Below are 19,862 nucleotides of genomic sequence, written 5' to 3'. Positions count from 1 at the left end.
CCACGCGCCGGGCGCGCGCCGTGTCCTATTCCACTGCGCGCGCCCCGGCACGGCCGGGGCAGCCGGTCATTTTCCGGCCTAGGCTGCACTGCGTGGTAAAGGTCAACGAGGAACCGGTTCCGACCGAGGCAAGCATCCGCCGCGCTCTGCGCCGCGCCGCCGACGGCAAGGCCATCGACGCCGAGGAGGCCGCCGCTCTGCTGGCGGCGACCGGTGACCCGCTCGACGATCTGCTCGCGATCGCCGCGGGCGTGCGGGACGCGGGCCTTCGTCTGGTCGGCCGCGAGGGCGTGGTCACGTACTCTCGCAAGGTTTTCATCCCTTTGACGAGGCTCTGCCAGGACCGTTGTCATTACTGCACGTTCGCGACCGTGCCGCACCGCCTGCCGGCCGCGTTCCTGGAGCGCGACGAGGTTCTCGAGATCGCCCGGCAGGGCGCCGCGCAGGGTTGCAAGGAAGCGCTGTTCACGCTGGGGGATCGGCCGGAGGAGCGCTGGCCGGCGGCCCGGCAGTGGCTGGACGAGCGCGGCTACGACTCCACCCTCGACTATGTGCGCGCGTGCGCGATCGCCGTGCTCGAGGAGACCGGCCTGCTGCCGCACCTCAACCCCGGGGTGATGAGCTGGGCCGAGCTGCAGCGGCTCAAGCCGGTGGCGCCGAGCATGGGCATGATGCTGGAGACCACCGCGACCCGCCTCTGGTCGGAGCCGGGTGGCCCGCATTACGGCTCGCCCGACAAGGAGCCGGCGGTGCGCCTGCGGGTGCTCGACGACGCGGGCCGGGTGGGTGTCCCGTTCACCACCGGCATCCTGATCGGGATCGGCGAGACCCGGGCCGAGCGGGCCGACTCGCTGTTCGCGATCCGCCGCACCGGCCGGGAGTTCGGCCACATCCAAGAGGTGATCATCCAGAACTTCCGCGCGAAGCCGGACACGGCGATGCAGGGGATGCCGGACGCGGAGCTGCGCGAACTGGCCGCGACGGTGGCGGTGGCGCGGATCATCCTGGGCCCGCGGGCGCGGATCCAGGCCCCGCCCAACCTGATCGACGCGGAGTTCTCGCTCCTGCTCCGGGCCGGCATCGACGACTGGGGTGGCGTCTCCCCGGTGACGCCGGACCACGTGAACCCGGAGCGGCCCTGGCCGCAGATCGACCTGCTGCGCGAGAAGTCGGCCGAAGCCGGCTTCGTCCTGCGGGAGCGGCTGACCATCTACCCGGAATATGTGAAGCGCGCCGGCGAGGGTTGGCTGGACCCGCGGCTGGCCGCGCACGTGGCGGCTCTGGCCGACAAGGACGGCTTGGCGAAACCGGACACCAATCCGACGGGTACGCCGTGGCAGGAGCCCGACGAGGCGTTCGGCACGGGCCGCACCGACCTGTTCAGCACGATCGACACCACCGGTCGCACGGCGGATCGCCGCTCCGACTTCGATGACGTCTACGGCGATTGGACCGAGGTCGCCGCACACATCACCACCGACAAGTCCGGCCGGACCCAGCCGACCGATGTGCTGGCGGGGCTGAAGCTGGCCGCGGAGAACCCGGCGGCGCTGCTGCTGCCGGAACACGAGGACAAGGCCATGGCCCTGTTCAACGCCGACGGCAGCGCCCTCGACGAGCTCGCCCGCATCGCCGACGACCTGCGCAAGGAGGTCAACGGCGACGACATCACGTACGTGGTGAACCGCAACATCAACTTCTCCAACGTCTGCTACGTGGGCTGCCGGTTCTGCGCGTTCGCCCAGCGGGAGAAGGACGCCGACGCCTACCGCCTCTCCGTCGAGCAGGTCGCCGACCGGGCCGAGCAGGCCTGGCAGGACGGCGCCTCCGAGGTCTGCATGCAGGGCGGCATCGACCCCAAGATGCCGGTCACGGCCTACGCCGACCTGGTGCGCGCGGTAAAGCAGCGGGTGCCGGGGATGCACGTCCACGCGTACTCCCCGATGGAGATCGTCACGGCCGCGTCGAAGGCCGGTGTGCCGGTCCGCGAGTGGCTGACCGAGCTGCGCGAGGCGGGGCTGGACACGATCCCGGGCACGGCCGCCGAGATTCTGGACGACGACGTGCGCTGGGTGCTGACCAAAGGCAAGCTGCCGGCGAGCACGTGGATCGACGTCGTGACCACGGCCCACCAGGTCGGCGTCCGGTCGAGCTCGACAATGATGTACGGCCACGTCGACCACCCGCGCCAGTGGCTGGGCCATTTCCGGGTGCTGGCCGGCATCCAGGACGTCACCGGTGGGTTCACCGAGTTCGTGGCGCTGCCGTTCATCCACACCAACGCACCGATCTACCTCGCCGGTATCGCCCGTCCCGGCCCGACCTGGCGGGAGAACCGGGTCGTGCACGCGATGGCCCGGGTCCTGCTGCACGGCCGGATCGACAACATTCAGTGCTCCTGGGTGAAGCTCGGCGACGAGGGAACGCGAGTGATGCTCGACGGTGGCTGCAATGATCTCGGCGGCACCCTGATGGAGGAGACGATCTCTCGAATGGCGGGTTCCGAGCACGGATCGGCGCGAACGGTCGCCGAGCTGAAGGAGCTCGCGGCGGCGGCCGGACGGCCGGCGGTGGAGAGAACGACTGTGTATGGCCGCAGGTAGTCGTCGTGTCGGGTTGATCACCCAACCAGTTGGACCTTGGCCACAAAGTCACAAATCGGGTTAAATTGGACGTGACGCGCCAGGGTGGCGTAACTCTGTGCGGCTCCTGAGAGATAGGGCAGGAACGGGCTCGCGGCGCGCCGAGGGCGCGCCCGGGAAATGGCCTATTTATCAGGTTCGGCTTGACGACGCACGTCTTACACGCGTGTAATTTCGGTGGGGTTGTGGGCTGGACGTTGCGGATTCGCGGTCGGAGACCGGTCGTTCGCCCACAAATAACACGCCGCGTGCGTGGGGGGTCAGTGCCGGCATTGATGCCGGCGCGGGAATTGGGAGGCACGCCGATGGAAGCGCAGGTTGAAGGGGTAGACCTGCTCGGGGACGCGCCCGAGTGGCAGGAGCGGGCGCTGTGTTCGCAGACCGATCCGGAGGCGTTCTTTCCGGAGAAAGGCGGATCGACCCGCGAGGCGAAGCGGATCTGCGGCCGGTGCGAAGTCAAGGCCGAGTGCCTGGAATACGCACTGGGTCATGACGAGCGCTTCGGCATCTGGGGTGGGCTCTCCGAGCGCGAACGCCGCAAGCTCAAGCGGCGAGTCGCCTAAGTCAACTCGTCGGGATCCATCCCGAGCAGGTTGGCCACCTGCTCGATGATCACATCGTGGACGAGGTCGGCGAGGTCTTCGCGGTCCATCGCCCGGAACTCCAGCGGCCGCCGGTAGAGCACGATCCGAGGGGGAAGCTCCTGCCGGCCGGGGCGTCCGGGCAGCAGACGGGCCAGCGGCACCTCGCCGTCCTCGAGCACGTCGGAGTCGTAGACGTTGAGGTCGGGGGGCACGTCCTCGACCGCGAACTCGACGCCGGCCAGTTCCTTCGCGTAGCGCCGCTCGAGGCCCTCGACCGTGTCCAGCACCAGGTCGTCGAAGATCTCCGCCTTGGTACGGGCCAACGGCACCGTGGCCGGCACCAGCCTGCCGCGGAGGCCACGGCCGTGCCGGTCGCGCCGCGCCGGGTGGCCGCGGCCCTCCTTGCGGGCCGTGTTGCGTCGGCGCTCGGGACTGGTAGTCACCTCGCAACTCTAGTACTCCACCGGTGGAAGACGGTGGCAGTGGAGTTCGGCCGCGTGTCCCCCGGGAGAGTCGTTGATCCACTCCGAGGGCCGGACGGGTAATTCGTCCCATCGAGGCGGCGTGTCATCCGAATCGTGATGCAGGACGAGTCGGCGTGTCGCGGGGTAGAGGGCGGCGCGGAAGCCGCCGGAGCGATAACGTGCCCGCCGTGAGGTCCCCACGGCGCTGCTCCCGGAACGGCTGTCCCCGACAGGCGGTCGCCACGCTGACCTACGTCTATAACGACTCGACGGCTGTCGTCGGTCCGCTGGCGGCGTTCGCCGAGCCGCACACCTACGACTTGTGCGAGCCGCACGCCCGCAGCCTCACCGCCCCCCGGGGCTGGGAGCTCGTCCGGCACGACGGCGATTTCGCGCCGCCGCCGCCCACGACCGACGACCTCGTCGCCCTGGCCGACGCCGTGCGCGAGGCCGCCCGGCCGCCGGCGCCCCCGCCGCGCACCGACGAGCAGGATCTCCCCGGCCACCAGACCGGCCGCCGGGGACATCTACGGGTGATCCCACCCACCCACTAGCCCGGCCCTACAGGCCGACGAGCTGGTACCGCTTGCGCAGCCACGGCAGCAGCGTGCGGTACGCGTCGATGGTGTCCGGCTGGGCGTAGTCGTGGGACAGCACGATCGAGCCGGGACGGGTGTTCCTCTTGACGCGCGCGATGATCCGGGACCGGTGCTGCGCGTCGGTCTCGCCCACCGGGTGGTCCCAGTCGCGTGGGTCGACCTTCCAGTAGAGCGAGGTCATGCCGAGCTGCTTGGCGACCGCGACGACGCCCGGGGTGAAGTTGCCGCCGGGGGCCCGGAAGTATTTGATCTGCGCCGTCGGGACGGCCTTGCGGATCGCCGCGTTGGTGCGGGCCAGGTCGGCCTTGATCTGCTCGGCCGTCTTCTTGCCGAGTTTCAGGTCGTGGTTCCAGGTGTGGTTGCACAGCGTGTGACCGCCGGCCACGATCTGCCGGACCATCTCGGGGTGCCGCTGCACGTTCTCGCCGACCAGGCAGAACGTGGCGTGCACGTGGTTCTGGGCGAGCAGCTTGAGGATCTTCGGCGTCTGGGCCGGGTCGGGTCCGTCGTCGAAGGTCAGCGCCACGCCCTTACCGCCGGTGGTCATCCGGCTACCGGCCGGGCCGACCGCCTTGTGCCCGGCGCCGGGTTTCCCGGCCGGCTTGCCGCCCGGTTTCCCGGCTGCTGTCCCGGCCGGCTTCACCGCGGGCTTCCCGGCCGGGTTGGGTGCCGCCGCGACCGGCGCGGGCGTCTCCGACGACGCCACCGGTGTGGACGCGGCGGGCCCGGCGGAGGAAGTCGTTCCCGCCGAGGCTTGCCCGGCCAGCCCGGCCAGCACCAGGACCGTGCCGAAGAGCGCCAGCCTCTTCGATCGCGACAACCGCATCAAACCTCCCCAGGTATCTCGAACGACGACACTGCCTGTTGAAACCGGCCCGTCGCCACTCGCGACCCCCGTACGGCACACTTCCGGGACCTAGTTCACTCGTCGATCCCCGACAATCTGCCCTTTATCGGGCGCCGCCGGGATCGGCCGCTCGGCTCTACTCCAGGGAACGTAGGGACAACGCGCAAGGATCAAACCGGCCACCCTGGACGGATGAACATCAAGTTGCGTCCGTTCCGAGCCGACGAGCTCGACATCCTGCGAGAGATCGCCGAAGACCCCGACTTCGCGCCCCTCACCTGGGCCGGATTCCGCAACTACGCGAAGGTGATCCGAGAACACGGCGAAAGCGGGCTGGTCAGCGACGACCTGGCCCGGCTGGTGGTGGACGAGGGCGGTGCGGCGGTCGGCTTCGTGTCCTACCGGAGCGGCGGCTACGGCGCACGCGGCGACCACTACGAGATCGGCATCGTGCTGCGGCCGGAGCATCGGGGCCGGGGGATCGGCTGGCGCGCGCAGGCGCTGCTCACCGCGTACGTCTTCGCGCACTTCCCGGTGCAGCGAGTGCAGGCCGGCACCCAGGTGGAGAACACGGCCGAACGCAGAGCCCTGCTGAAGGCCGGATTCCAGGAGGAAGGCGTAGTGCGGGCGGCCGAGTTCCGGGCCGGGCAGTGGCGCGACTGCGTGCTGTTCAGCCGGTTGCGCGACGACCCGTACCCGGAACTTGGCGACTAGGACAATTCAGCCAGCTCGGCCGGGGTGAGAAGACGGGAGCGGATCAGGAAACGTACGCCCTCGGGAGCCTCCAGCGAGAAGCCGGCGCCGCGTCCCGGGACCACGTCCACCGTCAGGTGGGTGTGCTTCCACAGCTCGAACTGCGAGGACGACATCCAGAACGTGATCGGCTCGGCCACACCGTCGATCCGCAGTGACTCGAGCAGCACGTCGGACTGGCCGGTGCGGAACTCGCCCTCCAGGTAGCACATCGGTGAGCTGCCGTCGCAGCATCCACCGGACTGGTGGAACATCAACGGACCGTGCTGCTCCCGCAGCTGCCGCATCATGTCGGCGGCCGCGGGAGTCACGTCTACTCGGGTTGCCATGGCCTAGAAGAAACCCATCGCCTTCGGGCTGTACGACACCAGCAGGTTCTTGGTCTGCTGGTAGTGGTCCAGCATCATCTTGTGGTTCTCCCGGCCGATGCCGGACTGCTTGTAGCCACCGAACGCGGCGTGCGCCGGGTACAGGTGGTACGAGTTGGTCCACACCCGCCCGGCCTTGATCGCCCGGCCGGCCCGGTACGCCGTGTTGATGTCCCGGGTCCACACGCCGGCGCCGAGACCGTAGAGGGTGTCGTTGGCGATCTTGATGGCGTCGGCGTAGTCGTTGAACGACGTCACCGAGACGACCGGCCCGAAGATCTCCTCCTGGAAGATCCGCATGGCGTTGTTGCCCTCGAAGATCGTCGGCTGTACGTAGTAGCCGCCCGACAGCGCGCCGCCGAGGTCGGCCCGGCCGCCACCGGTGAGCACCTTCGCGCCTTCCTGCCGGCCGATGTCCAGGTAGGACAGGATCTTCTCGAGCTGGTCGTTGGACGCCTGCGCGCCGACCTGGGTGTCGGTGTCGAGCGGGTTGCCCTGCTTGAGGTTGTCCACCCGCTTCACGCCGGCGGCCAGGAAGTCCTGGTAGATCGACTGCTGGATGAGCGCGCGGGACGGGCAGGTGCAGACCTCACCCTGGTTGAGCGCGAACATCGAGAAGCCCTCGAGCGACTTGTCGAAGAAGTCGTCGTCCAGCGAGGCGACGTCCTCGAAGAAGATGTTCGGGCTCTTGCCGCCCAGCTCGAGGGTCACCGGGATCAGGTTCTCCGAGGCGTACTGCATGATCAGGCGGCCGGTGGTGGTCTCGCCGGTGAACGCGATCTTGGCGATCCGGTTCGAGCTGGCCAAGGGCTTGCCGGCCTCGACGCCGAAACCGTTCACGATGTTCAGGACGCCCGCCGGCAACAGGTCGGCGATCAGCGAGATCAGGTAGTGGATCGAGGCGGGGGTCTGCTCGGCCGGCTTCAGGACGACACAGTTGCCCGCCGCCAGGGCCGGGGCCAGCTTCCAGACCGCCATCAGGATCGGGAAGTTCCACGGGATGATCTGGCCGACGACGCCGAGCGGCTCGTGGAAGTGGTAGGCGATGGTGTCGTCGTCGATCTCGCCGGCCGTGCCCTCCTGCGCCCGGATCGCGCCCGCGAAGTAGCGGAAGTGGTCGATCGCGAGCGGGATGTCGGCGGCCAGGGTCTCGCGTACCGGCTTGCCGTTCTCCCAGGCCTCGGCGACGGCGAGCTTCTCGAGGTTCGCCTCCAACCGGTCGGCGATCCGGTTGAGGATGTTGGCCCGTTCGGCGACCGAGGTGCGGCCCCACGCGTCCGCGGCACCGTGCGCGGCGTCGAGCGCCCGCTCCACGTCGTCCGAGGTGCCCCGGGCGATCTCGGTGAAGTCCTCCCCGGTCACCGGCGACGGGTTGGTGAAGTACTGACCTTTGGCCGGTGCGACGTACTCGCCGCCGATGAAATGGTCGTAGCGGGACTGGTAGCTGACGATCGAGCCGTCGGAACCGGGCGGGGAGTATGTGGTCATGGCACTGCCTCCGTACCTGCTGGGGCTAGGTAGGGGCGAAACTAGTTACGGCCACGTTGCAACGACGTTGCAAGACCGTATTCGGCGGCCAGTTGACGGATCCGGGTCAGCGCCAGCGGCCGGGCCGGCGCGCCGGCCGGGAGCAGCCGGGCGTACGCCTCCCAGATCTGCAGATCGTCGGTGCCCCAGGGACTGTGCAGCCAGGTGCGCATCAGCGCCCGGTCGCGGCTGTTGAGGAGGGCGGCGCGCAACTGCCCGTCGACGATGTTGCGCAGCCGCGTGATGCCGGGCGCGTCGGAGCCGGGCAGCAGCGGTCCGGCGTATTCCGCCAGGGCCTCGGCCACCCGCCCGTGTTCCAGCAGGCGCGTCACCGTGCCGAAGTCGGAGTCGAGCTCGGCGCGAAGCCGGTAGGGCCGTGACTCCAGCAGCTCGGGACCGAGCATGCGGCGCAGCCGGGACAACTCGGCCCGCACGGTCACCGGGCTCACTTCATCGCCGTAAAGATCGAAACCGAGCTCTTCCCCGGTACGCCCTTGTGGGTGCGCCAGGAGCAGGACGGCCAATTCCGAATGCCGGCGACCGAGGCGCCGGCGGCTGCCGCCGAACGTCAGGGTGGCCTCGTTGCGGCCGAGCGCGGCGACCCGGCCCGAACTGGCCCGTGGCGTGAGCTGGCGGCCCAGGTAGGCCTCGGCGGCGAGGGCGGTGGCTCGCACCAGGGCCAGGCTGTGCGGGTTGGCCAGGTGATCGCCGCCGGTCACGTCGATCGCGCCGAGCAGCCGCCCGGTCGACGGATCGTGGATCGGGGCGGCCGCGCACGTCCACCGCTGCGCCGAGCGGCTGAAGTGCTCGGTCGCGAAGATCTGCAGGGAGTGGTCGATGGCGAGTGCGGTGCCGGGCGCGTTGGTGCCGGCGTGCGCCTCGTCCCAGCGGGCCCCGGGCACGAAGTTCATCCGGTCCGCGGCGCGCAGCACGGAGCCGGCCCCCTCGACCCAGAGCAGCCGGCCGTCCGCGTCGCAGACCGCCATCAGATGGTCACCGTCCTCGGCCAGGCCGCCCAGCAGGTCGCGGAAGATCGGCAGCACCCGGGCCAGCGGATGGGCCGCGCGGTAGGTCTCGAGCTCGCCGTCGGAGAGCTCGATCGGCGCGGTGCTGTCCGGGCTCGCCAGCGCGTCGGCCGAGCGCCGCCACGACTCCGCGACCACCGATCGGATCTTCTGCGGGTGGTCGTCACCCGACAGGAACTGTTCGTGGGCGTTCCCGACCTGCCGGATGCGCTCGGCGGGATCGGTGCCGAGGTCGAGGGCGAGCCACGGGTTGGGCACGGGCCACCTCCAGTCCCGACCATCGTGACCCGCATCACGCCGTACGACAAGATGAACCCGTAACAGTGGCGCCACCCCGTTGCCGCCTTGTCGTCAGGGTTGCTCCGCTACTCTCGGCGGGAATCCGGTCTGAGGGGGAGAATTGTCTGACCTGTCCAAGATCGTAAAGGCGTACGACGTCCGTGGAACCGTGCCCGATCAGTTCAACGAGTCAGTTGCCCGGGCACTCGGCACCGCTTTTGTCGAAATGCTGCGCGAGTCGGGCGACAACGCGGACCAGATCGTGATCGCCCACGACATGCGTGAGTCCGGACCCGGGCTGGCCGCCGCGTTCGCCCGGGGTGCCAACGCCGCCGGCGCGGCCGTGGTCAACATCGGTCTCGGCTCCACCGACCAGCTCTACTACGCGTCCGGGGCGCTCAACCTGCCCGGCGCCATGTTCACCGCCTCGCACAACCCGGCGCAGTACAACGGGATCAAGCTCTGCCGCGGCGGCGCCAAGCCGGTCGGCCAGGACAGCGGCCTCGCGATCGTCCGCCGGCGCGCCGAGATGCTGCTCGACGACCTGAACGCGGAGGCCGACGTGCCCGCCCGGGTCGAGACCCGGAACCTGCTGGGCGACTACGCGGCTCACCTGCGCTCCCTGGTCGACCTGTCCGGCATCCGGCCGCTCAAGGTCATCGTGGACGCCGGCAACGGCATGGGCGGCTTCACCGTTCCGGCGGTGCTCGGCGACCAGCTGCTCCCGGCCCTGCCGCTGGAGATCGTCCCGCTGTACTTCGAGCTGGACGGCTCGTTCCCCAACCACGAGGCCAACCCGCTCGACCCGAAGAACCTCGTCGACCTGCAGAACGCCATCCGCGAGCAGGGCGCCGACATCGGGGTCGCGTTCGACGGCGACGCCGACCGGTGCTTCATCATCGACGAGAAGGGCGATCCGGTCTCGCCGTCGGCGGTCACCGCCCTGGTCGCCAAGCGTGAGCTGGCCAAGTTCCCGGGCAGCACGATCATCCACAACCTGATCACCTCGTCGGCGGTCCCCGAGATCATCACCGAGGGCGGTGGCAAGCCGGTGCGCAGCCGGGTCGGCCACTCGTTCATCAAGGCCGAGATGGCCCGCACCAACGCGGTCTTCGGCGGCGAGCACTCGGCGCACTACTACTTCCGCGACTTCTGGTTCGCCGACACCGGCATGCTGGCCGCCATGCACGTGCTGGCCGCGCTCGGCGGGCAGGACCGCCCGCTGTCCGACTTCGCCGCCGAGTACGAGCGCTACAACGCCTCCGGTGAGATCAACTCCACCGTGGCCGACGCGCCGGCCAAGGTCGCCGAGGTCCGGGCGACCTATCCCGACGCCACGTTCGACGAGCTGGACGGCCTGACCGTGACGCTCGCCGACGGTGCCTGGTTCAACCTGCGCGCCTCCAACACCGAGCCGTTGCTGCGGCTCAACGTCGAGGCTCCCAAGCCGGACCGGATGGCATCGCTACGTGACGAGGTGCTGGCCATCGTCCGCGGCTAGGATCAGGAGGCTCACGATCCGCAAGTCGTAAAGGAGTTCGAGCGGTGGCCCTCGATCCGCAGTTGCTGGACATTTTGGCCTGCCCGGACACGCATCACGCACCGCTGACCCACGATGCGGAGGCGCAGACGCTCACCTGCACGGAGTGCGGGCGGATCTTCGAGATCCGCGACGACATCCCGATCCTGCTCCTCGACGAGGCGCGCAAGCCCGCTGAGGAGGCCTGATGGCCACGCCACTGGACGGCGCGTCCGGCGTCAACGGACACCGCGTCGCCGACGAGTCCCTGCTCGACGACGAGAAGTCGATGCTGGCCAACGACCCGGGCGGCATGCTCCGGGCCACCGCGTCGGCCGGCGCCCAGGTCCGCGAGTCGGCGGCCCTGGCCGCCGAGGCCGACCTGTCCGCACTGGCCGATGAGGGCCGCCCCCGGGCGGTCGTCGTGGCCGGCATCGGCACCGCCGGTCTGACCGGCAACATCCTGGCCACCGTGGCCGGCCACCGCTGCCCGGTGCCGATCATCGGCCACCGCAGCGCCGGCATCCCCGGCTGGGTCGGTGCCGCCGACGTCGTCATCGCCGTCTCCGCCTCCGGTCGCAGCCCCGAGGCGCTCGCCGCGGCCGAGGCCGCGCTGCGCCGGGGGGCCCGGCTGATCGCGATCGGCAACCCCGACACCGAGCTGCAGGCGATGGCCGAGCGGGCCCGCTCGCCGTTCATCCCGGTGCCGCGCCGGGCCCCGGCCCGCGCCAGCCTCTGGGGCCTGACCGTGCCGGTGCTGCTCGCGGCCCGCGCCATCGGCCTCGTCAAGGTCAACGAGGCCGACCTGGCCGAGACCGCCACCCGGCTCGACGCCGACGCCGAGCGCTGCCGCGCCGCTGCCGACTCGTTCGTCAACCCGGCCAAGTCGCTCGCGCTCGGGCTGGCCGGTTCCATCCCGATCGTCTGGGGTTCGTCCCCGCTGGCCACCGTGGCCGCCCGCCGCTTCGCCGACACCCTGGCCGCCAACGCGCGTTACCCGGTGATGGCCGGTGCCCTCGGCGAGGCCGGCCGGGGCCGGGTCGGCCTGCTCGACGGCCCGTTCGGCGGTCTCGCCGAGTCGTCGCGCGACATCTTCGCCGACGCCGACGAGGACGACGACTCCTCGGCGACCCGGCTGCGCCTCGTGGTGTTCCGCGACGGCGGCCTCAACCCCGAGGAAGACGCCGACGAGCCGGTTGCCGTCGAGGAACGCCGCGCCGACGCCGTGCAGACCCTGGCCGAGCGGCGCGGGGTGCGCTGCGACGTGCTGACCGCCGAGGGCGGCTCGGCGATCGAGCGGCTGGCGTCGCTCACCGCCGTGCCCGACTTCGCCTCGCTCTACCTCGCCCTGGCGCACGGACTCGACCCGATGGCGGTGCCCGCGATCAGCGAGATGAAGGAGCTGTCCAACCCGATGCCCGAGGGAATCCAGTGAGCGCTGAGGGCGGCACCCGGGCGATCATCGCGGCGCTCACAGCGAACCTCGGCATCGCGGTCACCAAGTTCATCGCCTGGCTGCTCACCGGCTCCTCGTCGATGCTCGCCGAGGCGATCCACTCGGTCGCCGACTCCGGCAACCAGCTGCTCCTGCTGATCGGCGGCAAGCAGTCGAGGCGCAAGGCGACGGCCGAGCACCCGTTCGGCTACGGCCGCGAGCGCTTCATCTACGCGTTCATCGTGTCGATCGTGCTGTTCAGCGTCGGCGGCCTGTTCGCGCTCTACGAGGCGTGGCACAAGATCCAGCACCCGGAGCCGATCGAGAGCTGGAAATGGGTTCCGTTAGTGGTCCTGGTCATCGCGATCGCCCTCGAGGGCTATTCGTTCATGACCGCGATCCGGGAGTCCAACCACACCCGCGGCAAGACCACCTGGGTCAACTTCGTTCGCCGCGCCAAGGCCCCCGAGCTGCCGGTGGTGCTCCTCGAGGACAGCGGCGCCCTGGTCGGCCTGGTGTTCGCCCTGTTCGGCGTGACGCTCACCCTGATCACCGGCAACGGCATCTGGGACGGCATCGGCACCGGCGCCATCGGCATCCTGCTCGTCGCGATCGCGGCCATCCTCGCGGTCGAGACGAAGAGCCTGCTGATCGGCGAGGGCGCCACCCCGGAGGACACCCGCAAGATCGAGCGGGCCATCCTGGCCGGCGACGGCATCGAGCGGATCATCCACATGAAGACGCTCTACCTCGGCCCCGAGGAACTGCTCGTCGCCGTGAAGATCGCGGTGCCGCGCGCCGAACGGGCCGACGACCTCGCCAAGCACATCGACCAGACCGAGGTGCGCATCCGCGAGGCGGTGCCGATCGCCCGGGTCATCTACATCGAGCCGGACATCTTCAGCGAGCGACGGGCGAAGGCGGTCGCCGAGGAGGCGCCGGCTGATAGTTTGCGCCCATGAGCGTGCGCCCGTTGACCGGTGTGATCCGTCCCTACGCGTGGGGCTCGCACAGCGTGCTCGCCGACCTGCAGGGCCGTCCCAGCCCCACCGAGGCCCCCGAGGCCGAGCTGTGGCTGGGCGCCCACCCCGGCGACCCGTCCACGGTCGACGGCGTCAGCCTTCCGTCGCTGATCGCCGACAACCCGAAAGCACACCTGGGCGAGCAGGTGGTGGCCGAATTCGGCCCCCGCCTGCCGTTCCTGCTCAAACTGCTGGCCGCGGCCGCCCCGCTGTCGTTGCAGGCGCACCCCTCGCTCGACTACGCCCGCGAGGCGTGGGCGCGACAGGAGGCCGACGCGTCTCTGCCGAAGAACTACACGGACGCCAACCACAAGCCCGAGATGCTGGTGGCGATCACCCCGTTCGAGGCCCTCTGCGGCTTCCGTGACCCGACAGCGGCCGCCGCCGACCTCGAGGCGTTCACCATCGAGTCGCTGGCCCCGGTCATCGCCGCCCTGCGCGCCGGCGACCTGGCCACCGCCGTCAAGACCCTGCTGAGCTGGCCCGAGGACGACCGTGAGCCCCTGGTGGACGCCGTGGTAGCGGCGGGCACCAGCGAGCTGGCCACCGATCTGGCCGGCTTCTACCCGGGCGACCCGGGCGTGCTGGTGGCACTGCTGCTCAACCACGTGCGCCTGCAGCCCGGCGAGGCCATCTGGATGCCGGCCGGCAACCTGCACGCCTACCTCAAGGGCGCCGGCGTCGAACTGATGGCGGCCAGCGACAACGTCCTGCGCGGCGGCCTGACCCCGAAACGGGTGGACGTCCCCGAACTCCTCCAGGTCCTGCGTTTCGAGGTCCTGGACGACCCGATCCTGCACGCGACCGAGGTCGCCCCCGGCGTTCTGACGTGGCCGGTGCCGGTTCCCGATTTCGCGCTCTACCGAATCGACGTCGACGGCACCCGCCCACCCACGGAGATCCCCGCCGAGGGCCCCCGCATCATCCTGGCCACCGCCGGCGACCTTTTCCTCGGCCAGTCGATCGACGGCACCCCGATCGAACTGACGAGCGGAAACGCCGCCTACGCCCCCGCCGACGCCGGAAAGCTGAAGATCGCCGGCACCGGCCAGGCCTTCATCGCCACCGTCCCGTAACGGCCGGCCACCCCATCGGCCCGGTGCGTCGTCGCAGCGGGCCGACGGTCCGCGGTGGAGCCGGCGACGACGGGGTCGCCGCGGCCGTAGCTCGCCTTGTTCAGGTTGCCGTCGCTGAACGCGCGGGAAGTCGTCCGGGAGGCCGTCCGCCACGCGTGTACGGACGCGGTCGACGATCACGAGTTGTCGCTGGAACTGTTCCTGCCGCTGGTGCCGGTGATGCCCGATCTAACGGCTGATTCGACGGTGTATGTCCTAGGGCTCCTGGGAGCCACTCATGATCTTGCGGCTCGGCTACTCGTCGAGGCATATGCCGGGCACGCGAATTCCGATGTGCGTGAGGCGGCCGCTGACGCGTTAGCCGAGCTGGCCGGAAGGCCGGAGGGGTCGCAGGCGGCCGTCTCGGCCGGCCGGTGCCACCGGTGTGCGGTCGCGGCGGCGGCAGGTCCGCGGGGGAGCAGGTTCGCGGGGCGGCAGGTCCGCGGGGCGGCAGGTCGGCGGGGCCGGCAGGTCCGCGGGGCGGCAGGTCCGCAGGGCGGCGGGCAGGCGCCAGGTCGGCCGCGGTGCCGGGTTCGCCGCTGTGAGATTCACGGAAAGAGCCGCGACGGAGGTACCAAGAGCTCGGTTCGAAACTGCGCTCGGTGAGGACGACCCGCCCGGGAAACTATGAAATTTCCGGATTTGCTTGACGTGGAGACTGCGGAGTGTGAATCTATAACCACGCAGCGTCATTGGTGATCGGGGGGTCCCACGGACGCGCGCGGTACCAAACCGGGGGGATGAACGGGGCGGCGGGTTTCGGCCTGTCGCCTCGTTCGCTATTCGGGCGGGACACGCGCGGATCGGAGACGGCGCTGCGGTGAGCGTGTGTTCGGAGCCCGGCCACCGGCGCACGCGAAAGGCGCCTCGCGCGCCGGGGTGGCAGGTGGTCGCGGTGCGCGGCGGGAGCGCGGTAATGCGCTTGGGGCCGCGTCCGGCGTACTCGATGAATGACAGGACCGAGCCCCCGTCCGCCCGCCGGACAGGGGCCCGATCTCTCCGGGGTCTGCGGCAGTTGCCGCTACCGAGATCCCGTCGTTCGTGTTCATTACTCCATGCCGCCTGACCTGCATGCAAGTGCATAGTGTGAGTTGCAAGTTGCAGAGAGGCAACCAGGCGTGTCTATGGTGACGGCATGGGTCGGCCTACCTCGACAGCGCGGCGTGAGCTCGGCAGTGAGCTACGCCGGCTCCGTGGCGACCGTCGTGGTGCGACGGTCGCTGTCGCGCTGGGCTGGTCCGAGTCGAAGCTGAGCCGGATCGAGACGGCGCACACGTCGATCAGCGAGGGCGATCTCGATCGCCTGCTCACCGCCTACGGGGTACGGGTGGAGGACCGCGACCGCCTCCTCGACCTGGCCCGTCGCGGCCGCGCCCAGGCCTGGTGGTCGCCTTACCGGTCGTCGGTGCCGGACCCCTACGACGAATATGTGGCGCTGGAGGGCGAGGCCAGCCTGATCGGCGAGTGGGAGGCCCAGGTCGTCCCGGGTCTGCTGCAGACGGACGAATATGCGAGAGCGATCATCGAGCGCGGCGCCGACGTGGGGGACCCGGGTGTGATCCAGCGCCGGCTCGCCCTGCGGATGGCTCGGCAGGCGGTGCTGACCAGGACTCCGCCGCCGGCGTTGCGGATGGTGCTGGACGAGGCGGTGCTCCATCGCGAGGTGGGTGGCCGGGACGTCCTGCTGCGGCAGCTGGCCCGGCTGGTCGAGGACAGCCGGCGGCCCGGCATCGAGCTTCTGGTTCTGCCGTTCTCGGCGGGCGCGCATGCCGGGCAGACCGAGTCGTTCATGGTTCTCGACTTCGCGCCCGGGACGCGGGCCTCGGTCGTGCACATCGAGGGGCTCACCGGTGGTCTCTTCCGGGTGACACCCGACGAACTCGACGTCTACCGGGACGCGCTCGATGACCTGCGCAAACGCGCATTGTCGGCAGAAGACAGCCGAACGGTCATCGCTGAAAGGGAGGACGCGCTCCGCTTGATGGCTCGTTCTTGAGCTGAAATGGGTGCGCATCACATCCTGGAAGGGGACTGCCATGCAGGACGCCAATCTCACCTGGCGTAAGAGCACTCGGAGCGGTGCCGCGGGGCACTGTGTCGAGGTCGCGAACGTTCCGGCGGCCGTGCTGGTGCGCGACTCGAAGGACGTCGAGGGTCCGGTGCTCACGTTTGCCGCGACACAGTGGAACGGTTTCATCGCGGGGGTCCGGGCGGGCGAGTTCGACCGTCTCTGACACTTTTTGCCCCGTGGGCGGCTCCTCCGATCCGAGGGGTCGCCCTTTTATGTGACCTACGAATCGTAGGACCCCCCTTGACTTGCCATCCGGCTGTCTGGCTAAGGTATGCCCATCCTAACTTAGGATCGCCTTGCCTAAATCCGCCGGAGTGACATGTTCGCCACCTACCTCATCGGCCTACGCGAAGGGCTCGAGGCCACCCTGGTGGTCAGCATCCTCATCGCGTTCCTGGTCAAGTCGGACCGCAGGGAGAAGCTGAAGCTGGTGTGGGCCGGCGTCGCCGCCGCCATCGCGCTCTCCGTCCTCTTCGGCTGGCTGCTCAACTACACCGAGACCACCCTGCTCAAGGATTTCAAGCAGCAGGAGGCGTTCGAGGCGGTCACCTCGGTCGCGGCGGTCTGCTTCGTCACCTGGATGATCTTCTGGATGCGCCGGGCCGCCCGCGGCATCGCCGGTGAGCTGCGCAGCAAGCTCCAGGACGCGCTCGAGGTCGGTTCGTTCGCGGTCGGCTTCATGGCGTTCCTCGCGGTGGTCCGCGAAGGCCTGGAGACGTCGCTCATCTTCTACGCCGCGGTGCAGGGCGCCGACGTCAACGGCGGGCCGCTGCTCGCGCTCCTCGGCGGTGTCGCGACCTCGATCGCGATCGGCTACCTGATGTTCGCGACCGCCGTCCGGATCAACCTGACGGTGTTCTTCCGGTGGACCGGTGTCCTGCTCATCCTGGTCGCGGCCGGCATCTTCAAGTACGGCGTGCACTCCCTGCAGGAGGCCGAGTTCCTGCCCGGGATCACCCACATCGCCTACGACGCGGCGAGCATCCTTGACCCGTCCACCTGGTACGCGACCCTGCTCGCCGGGATGTTCAACATCACCGCGCAGCCGAGCGTGCTCGAACTCGTGGCCTGGGCCGGCTATCTCGTTCCCGTCCTCGTTCTCTTCCTCGTGCCGGCCCGACGCACCGCGCCGGCACCCACCCCCGCCGCATAGGAGATCTACGTTGCGTCACGCCCCTCTTCTGGTCGCTCTGCTGGCGGTCGGCTCGGTCGCCGCCTGCTCGGACAAGTCCGACTCGTCGGCCGGCGCCACCGGTGGCCCGATCGCCGTCAAGGCCAACGACTCCGCCTGCGACGTCGCGAAGAACGCCCTCGACGCCGGCACCCACGTCTTCCAGGTGTCCAACTCCGGCTCCAAGGTGACCGAGTTCTACGTCTACGCCGCCGGCGACCGGGTGATGGGCGAGATCGAGAACATCACCCCGGGTCTGTCCCGCGAGCTGCGGGTCGAGCTTCCGGCGGGTACGTACCAGACCGCCTGCAAGCCCGGCATGATCGGCAACGGCATCCGGGCCGACCTGACCGTCTCCGGCTCGGCCGCGCCGCTCACCGAGGACGTCGCGCTCCAGCAGGCCACCGAGAGCTACAGCCGCTACATCACCACGCAGAGCGAGGCACTGGTCGAGAAGACCACCGACTTCGTGACCGCGGTCAAGGGTGGCGACATCGAGAAGTCGAAGCAGCTGTTCCCGATCGCCCGCACCTACTACGAGCGGATCGAGCCGGTCGCCGAGATCTTCGGTGACCTCGACCCGAAGATCGACGGCCGCGAGGACGACGCCACCGCCGAGCTGCCCTTCTCCGGCTTCCACAAGCTGGAGAAGGACCTCTGGGTGACCAAGGACATCAGCAAGGACGGCCCGGTCGCCGACCAGCTGCTGACCGACGTCAAGGAGGTCGTCACCAAGGCCAAGGACGAGAAGCTGTCGCCGCTGCAGCTGGCCAACGGGGCCAAGGAACTGCTTGACGAGGTCGCCAGTAGCAAGATCACTGGCGAGGAGGACCGCTACTCGCACACCGACCTGTGGGACTTCGCGGCGAACGTGGACGGCTCGCAGGCCGCCGTCGCGGCCCTGCGCCCGGCCCTCGAGCAGCGCAACCCCGACCTGGTCAAGCAGATCGACACCGCGTTCACCGCGGTCGACGACGAGTTGGCCAAGTACCGCGTCGGAGACGGCTGGAAGTACCAGAACGAGCTCAGCCAGGCCCAGCTCAAGGGGCTGTCGGATGTGATCAACGCGCTTGCCGAGCCGATCAGCAAGATCGCCGGAGTCATCGCCAAGAAGTAGGTTTTCATGTCAGAGAAGTCCCTTCCGCGTCGGCGAGTCATCGCGCTCGCCGGCGCCGGCGTGGCCGGGATCGCGGGTGCGGCCGGCGTCGGCGGCGCCCTGCTGCGCTCCTCCTCCACCTCGGAACCGGCCGCGGTCACCTCGGACGCGGTCACGTTCTTCGGCCGGACCCAGGCCGGCATCGTCACGCCGGCCCAGGACCGGCTGCACTTCGTCGCGTTCGACGTCCTGACGTCCGACCGCGCCCGTCTCGTGCAGCTCCTCAAGGACTGGTCGGCGGCGGCCGCGCGGATGACGGCCGGCAAGGACGCCGGCGAGATCGGCGCGACCGCCGGCATCCTCGAGGCGCCGCCGGACGACACCGGCGAGGCGATCGGGCTGCCCGCGTCCGGGCTCACCATCACCGTCGGCTTCGGGCCCACCCTGTTCCGGGACGCCACCGGCAAGGACCGGTTCGGGCTGGCCGCCCGCAAGCCGGCCGCGCTCGCCGACCTGCCGCGCTTCCCCGGTGACACCATCGACCCGGCCATCTCCGGCGGCGACATCTGCGTGCAGGCCTGCGCCAACGACCCGCAGGTGGCGGTACACGCGATCCGCAACCTGGCCCGGATCGGGATGGGCGTGGTCAGCGTGCGCTGGTCGCAGCTGGGCTTCGGGCGCACCTCGTCGACCTCGACCGCCCAGGCCACCCCGCGCAACCTGTTCGGCTTCAAGGACGGCACCGCCAACCTCAAGGCCGAGGAGACCGACCTGCTGGACCAGCACCTGTGGGTGCGGGCCGGGGACGGGCCGGAGTGGATGACCGGCGGCTCGTACATGGTCACCCGCAAGATCCGGATGCTGATCGAGACCTGGGACCGCAGCCCGCTGGGCGACCAGGAGAACATCGTCGGGCGCACCAAGGGCGAGGGCGCCCCGATCGGGCAGAGCCGGGAGTTCGACGAGCCGGACCTGACGTCGACCTCGATCCCGACCGACGCGCACGTGCGGCTGGCCCACCCGACCGTCAACAACGGCGCTCGCCTGCTGCGGCGCGGCTACAACTTCGTGGACGGCTCGGACGGCCTCGGGCGGCTCAACGCGGGCCTGTTCTTCATCGCCTACCAGCGTGACCCGCGTACGCACTTCGTCCCGATCCAGCTGAATCTGGCCCGGCACGACGCCATGAACGAGTATCTGCGGCACGTCTCCAGCGGTCTGTTCGCGTGTCCGCCGGGGGTCTCGGGACCCGACGACTACTGGGGCCGGGCGCTGTTCGCGTAGGCTTCCGCTGGCAAGATCGGCACCGGGTTACGCGGGGTCGGGGAGGACAGTGCAATATTGG

Annotated in this window: 19 protein-coding genes; 14 read left to right on the top strand and 5 right to left on the bottom strand. The window is 69.8% G+C overall.

From position 1 onward, the window contains the following. The first annotated feature begins 92 nt into the window (after positions 1-92). Positions 93-2,603 (top strand): bifunctional FO biosynthesis protein CofGH, encoded by a 2,511-nt coding sequence (locus tag Afe05nite_RS08190; protein WP_203816378.1) that lies wholly within the window; start codon positions 93-95, stop codon positions 2,601-2,603. Positions 2,604-2,947: 344 nt separating this feature from the next. After that, a complete protein-coding gene (locus Afe05nite_RS08185) occupies positions 2,948-3,205 on the top strand; it encodes a WhiB family transcriptional regulator (RefSeq protein ID WP_014688021.1) in 258 nt (85 codons plus the stop codon). Here Afe05nite_RS08185 and Afe05nite_RS08180 read toward each other — a convergent pair. After that, positions 3,202-3,669 (bottom strand): metallopeptidase family protein, encoded by a 468-nt coding sequence (locus Afe05nite_RS08180; RefSeq protein ID WP_438867789.1) that lies wholly within the window; start codon positions 3,667-3,669, stop codon positions 3,202-3,204. The two genes, Afe05nite_RS08185 and Afe05nite_RS08180, sit on opposite strands and share 4 nt — an antisense overlap. A 209-nt stretch (positions 3,670-3,878) precedes the next feature. Here Afe05nite_RS08180 and Afe05nite_RS08175 point away from each other — a divergent pair, with 209 nt between their 5' ends. After that, positions 3,879-4,244, top strand: a complete 366-nt coding sequence (locus Afe05nite_RS08175) for a DUF3499 domain-containing protein (RefSeq protein WP_203816377.1) — start codon at positions 3,879-3,881, stop codon at positions 4,242-4,244. Positions 4,245-4,251: 7 nt separating this feature from the next. Here Afe05nite_RS08175 and Afe05nite_RS08170 read toward each other — a convergent pair whose 3' ends face one another. After that, entirely contained in the window at positions 4,252-5,115 is an 864-nt protein-coding gene (locus Afe05nite_RS08170; RefSeq protein WP_203816376.1) for a polysaccharide deacetylase family protein, read from the bottom strand. Between the two features lie 213 nt (positions 5,116-5,328). Between Afe05nite_RS08170 and Afe05nite_RS08165 the strand changes: the two genes are divergently transcribed. Further along, positions 5,329-5,850, top strand: a complete 522-nt coding sequence (locus Afe05nite_RS08165) for a GNAT family N-acetyltransferase (RefSeq protein WP_203816375.1) — start codon at positions 5,329-5,331, stop codon at positions 5,848-5,850. Here the strand turns inward: Afe05nite_RS08165 and Afe05nite_RS08160 are convergent. From Afe05nite_RS08160 to Afe05nite_RS08150, 3 genes are read right to left on the bottom strand one after another with little or no spacing between them, the layout of a single operon-like run. Next, positions 5,847-6,218 (bottom strand): DUF779 domain-containing protein, encoded by a 372-nt coding sequence (locus Afe05nite_RS08160; RefSeq protein ID WP_203816374.1) that lies wholly within the window; start codon positions 6,216-6,218, stop codon positions 5,847-5,849. The two genes, Afe05nite_RS08165 and Afe05nite_RS08160, sit on opposite strands and share 4 nt — an antisense overlap. 3 nt (positions 6,219-6,221) lie before the next feature. After that, a complete protein-coding gene (gene adh / locus Afe05nite_RS08155) occupies positions 6,222-7,745 on the bottom strand; it encodes an aldehyde dehydrogenase (RefSeq protein WP_203816373.1) in 1,524 nt (507 codons plus the stop codon). Positions 7,746-7,786: 41 nt separating this feature from the next. Next, positions 7,787-9,067 carry a GAF domain-containing protein gene (locus tag Afe05nite_RS08150; RefSeq protein ID WP_203816372.1) on the bottom strand — a complete coding sequence of 427 codons (1,281 nt, stop codon included), beginning with the start codon at positions 9,065-9,067 and terminating at the stop codon, positions 7,787-7,789. A 142-nt stretch (positions 9,068-9,209) separates the two neighbouring features. On the opposite strand from Afe05nite_RS08150, the gene Afe05nite_RS08145 reads away from it, so the two are divergent. From Afe05nite_RS08145 to efeB, 10 genes are all read left to right on the top strand, one after another. Then, on the top strand, positions 9,210-10,589 hold the full coding sequence (locus Afe05nite_RS08145; protein WP_203816371.1) for a phosphomannomutase/phosphoglucomutase: 1,380 nt from the start codon (positions 9,210-9,212) through the stop codon (positions 10,587-10,589). Positions 10,590-10,633: 44 nt separating this feature from the next. Beyond that, positions 10,634-10,816 carry a Trm112 family protein gene (locus Afe05nite_RS08140; RefSeq protein ID WP_203816370.1) on the top strand — a complete coding sequence of 61 codons (183 nt, stop codon included), beginning with the start codon at positions 10,634-10,636 and terminating at the stop codon, positions 10,814-10,816. Continuing rightward, entirely contained in the window at positions 10,816-12,042 is a 1,227-nt protein-coding gene (locus tag Afe05nite_RS08135) for an SIS domain-containing protein (RefSeq protein ID WP_203816369.1), read from the top strand. Before Afe05nite_RS08140 ends, Afe05nite_RS08135 begins: the two co-directional genes overlap by 1 nt. Continuing rightward, a complete protein-coding gene (locus Afe05nite_RS08130; RefSeq protein WP_203816368.1) occupies positions 12,039-13,004 on the top strand; it encodes a cation diffusion facilitator family transporter in 966 nt (321 codons plus the stop codon). Before Afe05nite_RS08135 ends, Afe05nite_RS08130 begins: the two co-directional genes overlap by 4 nt. Continuing rightward, complete coding sequence (manA, locus tag Afe05nite_RS08125; RefSeq protein WP_438867784.1) at positions 13,001-14,140, top strand: mannose-6-phosphate isomerase, class I; 1,140 nt, start codon at positions 13,001-13,003, stop codon at positions 14,138-14,140. Before Afe05nite_RS08130 ends, manA begins: the two co-directional genes overlap by 4 nt. 1,174 nt (positions 14,141-15,314) lie before the next feature. After that, positions 15,315-16,175: a helix-turn-helix domain-containing protein gene (locus Afe05nite_RS08120; RefSeq protein WP_203816367.1), complete on the top strand. Its 861-nt coding sequence runs from the start codon at positions 15,315-15,317 to the stop codon at positions 16,173-16,175. A gap of 40 nt (positions 16,176-16,215) precedes the next feature. Next, positions 16,216-16,413 (top strand): DUF397 domain-containing protein, encoded by a 198-nt coding sequence (locus Afe05nite_RS08115; RefSeq protein WP_203816366.1) that lies wholly within the window; start codon positions 16,216-16,218, stop codon positions 16,411-16,413. A gap of 156 nt (positions 16,414-16,569) precedes the next feature. Further along, entirely contained in the window at positions 16,570-17,403 is an 834-nt protein-coding gene (gene efeU / locus Afe05nite_RS08110) for an iron uptake transporter permease EfeU (protein ID WP_203816365.1), read from the top strand. A 10-nt stretch (positions 17,404-17,413) separates the two neighbouring features. Beyond that, the gene (efeO, locus tag Afe05nite_RS08105) at positions 17,414-18,538 is read left to right on the top strand and encodes an iron uptake system protein EfeO (protein WP_203816364.1); all 1,125 of its coding nucleotides are present in this window, start codon (positions 17,414-17,416) and stop codon (positions 18,536-18,538) included. A 6-nt stretch (positions 18,539-18,544) separates the two neighbouring features. Next, positions 18,545-19,801, top strand: coding sequence for an iron uptake transporter deferrochelatase/peroxidase subunit (efeB, locus tag Afe05nite_RS08100; protein WP_203816363.1), 1,257 nt, complete (start codon positions 18,545-18,547; stop codon positions 19,799-19,801). Positions 19,802-19,862 lie beyond the last annotated feature (61 nt).

Origin of the sequence: Paractinoplanes ferrugineus (assembly GCF_016862195.1) — a bacterium.
Classification (GTDB): Bacteria; Actinomycetota; Actinomycetes; order Mycobacteriales; family Micromonosporaceae; genus Actinoplanes; species Actinoplanes ferrugineus.
This window is presented reverse-complemented; position numbering and strand designations above follow the sequence as displayed.